Genomic DNA, 4,876 nt, shown 5'->3' with positions numbered 1-4,876 from the left:
TCGAGTAATTGTTCTTTCATGTTTGAAATTCCTCCAATAAGTTACTTACTTTTTATTAGTCAATAGGTTAATCATACAGATTGATAAATGGGATGTCAACCAAAATCAACCGAAATTCTTTTATACTAATAGAGTAGCACAGATATGAGGTGGATGGCTTGATGGGGGTCAAGTTTTTTGTTATCATTCCTTATTTTTTATACAAAAATTGCCATTAGTAACAGATGGCCCGTTACTAATGGCAGAAGTTAAAGACTTAAAGGAATCCAATTAAGCAGCAATTGTATTGGCTGCTGGAACGTCTAATTGATCATTTGAAGATTGGCTTGTTGCTTGAGCAAGAAAAGCTTCAATATTGTTCATATAGTCCTGAACGGCGTTGCTTGCTGATGCGTGGCCGCCAACGTGACCATCGAGAATCCAAAGCTTTTTGTCTGATGAAGCACTCATGTTGTACATGGTTTGAGTTTCACTATCAGGGATGAATGCATCATCTTGCGTTGAAATGAACAGGGTTGGTAACTTCGAGTTCTTAACAGCGGTAATTCCAGAAACATCATCCAAATTAAAGCCTTGAACAAATTTGTTAATGTTATTCATCGCAGTTAATAATTGATCGAATGGGACCAAAGGAATTGAGCCATTGAGGTTCCAACCAATCTTCGAAGTGATGCTGTTGAGACTATTGGCCGCCCCGTTATATAAATGATAAATCAATGAGGGAAGTGTCGAGAAGCCACAATCCGCAATGGTTGCTTTAACAGAAGAAGGCAGGTTGCCTGAACCAGCGTATTGAAGTGCTGTGTCAGCACCCAATGATTGACCATACAAAACAATCTGGCTGTCTTTGCCGTTGACTTGATCAATCTGGTTGATCCAGTTCACCCAATCCTGCTTATCCTTATTACCAAAAGTCAGCCATTCACCATCACTGGCGTTCTGACCACGAGTGTAGGGCATCAATACGTTGTAGCCCAAATCATAAAACATCTTGGAAATCCGGCCCATGCCTTCAGGTTCGGTCGTCCAGCCCTGACCATAAATAATGGTCTTTTTTGAGTCGCCATTCTTAATGTAGGTTGCTCTGGCTGTCCCGGTTTTATCCGCAAACGGCACCTCCCACGTCTCTTTTTGAACACGGTTATCGTACCAGTCTTGTGCATCTGTATAGTACGTCTTAACGTAGTCCGGATTGTATTTTTGATCCAAATCTGCCCAGTTCTGGCTGACATCCCAACGATTAGGGGATAAGAGCGTTCGGAAATGAGAGATAAATTGGGCACCTTGACGGCTGGCAACTAACGGATAAATGATTGAGCCGGCGATTCCACTTGTGATACCCGTAAAGAAGTTGATGAATGGATTATCACTTGACTGCTTGATAGCGGGATCTGTGGAATTTCCAATATCAGAAACGTTAATATCGTTTTTATTTGTTTCCGTTGCCGGTGTCGTTGTGGCGGCAGTTTCAGAATTTGTATCAGATACGTTGCCGACAGCGTTCTGATCTTCAGTTGTCTGCTCAGTTGTTGTATCAGCTGGGCTTGGAGTTGCGACCGGCTGATCGCTTGTCGACATGTTTTCAGTCGACGAATCAGTAGATTGACTGTCTGAGGATGCAGACGACTCATTTGTCTGGGGGATACCTGATGGCGCACTTGACTGCTGAGTGGCTGTCGTATCTGAGGTGTTTGTATCGGTACTTTCAACGGACTGAGTTGATTGCGCTGCCGGATCGGTGTTGGTTGATGACGGTGAGTCACTTGTGGACGAACTATCCGCAGGTGATGTGACTGTCGGTTCAGCCGTTGTTTGCACTTGGGAAGAATCTGCGTATGTAGGGTTACTAATTAACAGAAATCCGAAGACGATGGCCAATGCTGCAGTGAATTTCAACGTGTGCTGAAAGTGTTTTGCTGTATTCATTATATATATTTCTCCTTTCTTAATATTTGCAGAACTCTTATATTATATATGTAAGGCGTATATCTGTATAGTGCTAATCTCTATTCAAGCACAAAAAAAGAACCAGCAACCGAAATTGCTGGTTCTTTTAAAAGTTTAAACTAATAAATTAGTCTTCAACTGGTGTAACGTTAGCAGCTTGTGGTCCACGGTCGCTGTCTTCAACGTCAAGAGTAACTTTTTGGCCTTCATCTAATGACTTGAAGCCGTCTTTGTTGATAGCTGAGAAGTGAACAAATACGTCACCATCGTCAGTAGTAATGAAGCCATAACCTTTATCAGCGTTGAACCATTTAACAGTACCTTGTTTCATAATATATGAAACCTCCTTGCGCTTTAAGCGCATAATTATATTTAATGTATCAAGTTGCAGTGATTCCAAGGAGTTATTTCATAAAACTATAAAACAAATACCTTTGAAAATCGAACCCTTAAACACATTAGCTATAATATACCAACATCCTTAGTCATTGTCAAATGCGAATCTGCAAAATTCGGGATTATGATGCAACGGCTTGCTTAGCTGCCACTGGTTCAACCTTAATTGCATCGTTATTTAAAACGACTTTGAAATCTTTGACATCAGGATTTTGCAGGTAACTGTTCGTCAATTTGTCAGTAATTTCCTTGGTGATCACTCTGTGCATTGGACGGGCACCGAGCTCTTTGCTGTAACCCAAGTCAACTAACTTATTTTTGGCATCGGCAGTTACGTCGAAGTGAATGCCACGTGATTTGCCAACTAAAGCGTTAAGATCATGGAGCATTAAATCAAGGATCTTCAGCAGGTCAGGCTTGGTGAGTGAATTGAACTGAACGATGTCATCAATTCGGTTCAAGAATTCAAGCTTGAAGTATGGCTTCAGTCTGTCAATGACATCTTGCTTGTTGTCAGCTTCGGATTGGCCCGCGTTACTGGTCATGATAATCACGGTGTTGCTAAAATCAACCGTGCGGCCTTGGGCATCCGATAAGCGACCATCGTCAAGAATTTGAAGTAACAGGTTCAAGACATCTGGATGAGCCTTTTCGATTTCGTCCATGAGAATCAGGCTGTATGGATGACGACGGACCTGTTCGGTCAAACGACCGCCTTCCTCGTAGCCAACGTAACCGGGAGCGGAGCCAATCAGCTTACTTGCACTGATCTTATCCATGTACTCTGACATATCATATCTAAACATGGCTTTGGTCGTGCCGAAGAGTTCCTTGGCAAGTGCTTTGGCAGTTTGCGTCTTACCAACGCCAGTCGGGCCGACAAACAAGAAACTGCCGATTGGTCGATTGCCTTCAGTGAAGCCGACTCGACTCCGCCGAACGGCCGCTGAAATTGCTTCAAGCGCTTTATCTTGGCCAATGACTTCTTTCTTTAAATCTGTATCCAAATGATTCAATTGGTTGACTTCGTTCTTGTTGACATCTGTTACAGGAACGCCAGTGATCCGTTCAACAACAGATTGAATGATTTCTGGTGTAACTTTTGGTGTTGCCACCTTGGTACCACTATCAATGTTGTTGATCTGGTCTTGAACCTGATCCAACTTGTCGCGTAACTTGGCAGCCCGTTCAAAATCTTCTTTTTGTGAGGCGGCTTTCTTTTGTTTTTCAAGTTGTTCAGCTTCTTGCTGGAGTGTTGATTTGTCTTTGGTTAATGAGGATCCCATCGCAACCTTGGCGCCGGCCTGGTCAATCAGGTCAATCGCCTTATCAGGATTCATTCGGTCTTGAATGTAGCGGTTGCTCAAGGATACTGCGGCTTTCAACGCGTCAGCGGTATATTGAACGTGGTGGAACTTCTCGTACTTTGGTGCCAAGCCTTTGATAATCGTCAACGTGTCCTGTTCACTTGGCTCATTGACCATAATTGGTTGGAAACGACGTGCCAGTGCCTGGTCTTTTTCAATATCTCGGTACTCATTGCTGGTCGTTGCACCAATTAATTGGAAGTCACCACGTGCCAGTTTTGGCTTTAAAATGTTTCCGGCGTCCATCTTGTCACCTTCACCGGTTGAACCAGCCCCAATGATTTGGTGGATTTCATCGATAAATAGAATGACGTTCTTATCTTTAGAAACGTCGTCGATTAATTTCTTCATTCGTTCCTCGAATTGGCCACGGATTCCGGTTCCTTGGACAAGTGAAACGACATCAATTGAGATAATCTTCTTGTTCAGAAGCTTTTCAGAAACGTCGCCGGCAACAATCTTTTGGGCCAGGCCTTCTACCACGGCAGTTTTTCCGACACCGGCTTCACCGATCAAGACAGGATTGTTCTTCGTTCGACGACTCAGCACTTCTTCCATCTGTTCAATTTCTTTATCACGGCCAATAACTGGATCGAGCTTACCGTCTTTTGCCATTTGTGTTAAATCAGTTCCGTATTCATCTAACAAAGTTTTCTTTTGTTGAGGTCTGCGTTCTTGAACCTGAATGGGTTGTTGACGCATTTGTTGACCATTGTTGGAATCAGACATCGCGTTTTTGAAGAATGGATCGTTAAAAATGTCATCAAAACCGTTAGCTCCAAAAATATCGTTATTCATAGGCAATACCCCCATATTCTAAGTGATTATTAATGATTAATTTAAAAAACGTTCCAGTGGGGCGAACATCCATTCCCCTCTCAAACAACTATATAATATCATATATATGTAATGGATACAAGAAAACGGCTTGGAAATATTTGTTAGATAAACGCCGTTAAAACAACGTTTTACCGGGTATATTCCAGATTTAACAAAATAAAAATAGCACTCTATAATTCAGAGTGCTAACAATTAATGTAATTTTTACTCAACTATCGAATACTAATTAATCCGTAATTTCAAACGTGAAGGCAACGGAATCCTTTAAGGTGTCGTGGACCGTGCAAAGGTGGATGGTGTCTTCAATGAACTTGTCGTTGCCAGCT

Annotated in this window: 3 protein-coding genes; all 3 read right to left on the bottom strand. The window is 42.3% G+C overall.

Annotated elements, in window-relative coordinates; translation table 11 throughout:
* Positions 1-270 precede the first annotated feature (270 nt).
* Positions 271-1,926 (bottom strand): alpha/beta hydrolase, encoded by a 1,656-nt coding sequence (locus AB3112_RS08140; RefSeq protein WP_367334264.1) that lies wholly within the window; start codon positions 1,924-1,926, stop codon positions 271-273.
* Positions 1,927-2,074: 148 nt separating this feature from the next.
* The gene (locus AB3112_RS08135) at positions 2,075-2,278 is read right to left on the bottom strand and encodes a cold-shock protein (protein ID WP_020281299.1); all 204 of its coding nucleotides are present in this window, start codon (positions 2,276-2,278) and stop codon (positions 2,075-2,077) included.
* Positions 2,279-2,465: 187 nt separating this feature from the next.
* Positions 2,466-4,508, bottom strand: coding sequence for an ATP-dependent Clp protease ATP-binding subunit (locus AB3112_RS08130; protein ID WP_057910693.1), 2,043 nt, complete (start codon positions 4,506-4,508; stop codon positions 2,466-2,468).
* Positions 4,509-4,876: the final 368 nt, after the last annotated feature.

Origin of the sequence: Lentilactobacillus sp., from assembly GCF_040773105.1 — a bacterium.
GTDB lineage: Bacteria > Bacillota > Bacilli > Lactobacillales > Lactobacillaceae > Lentilactobacillus > Lentilactobacillus parabuchneri.
The sequence above is the reverse complement of the archived record's forward strand: the minus strand, read 5'-3'. Positions and strand labels throughout refer to the sequence as shown.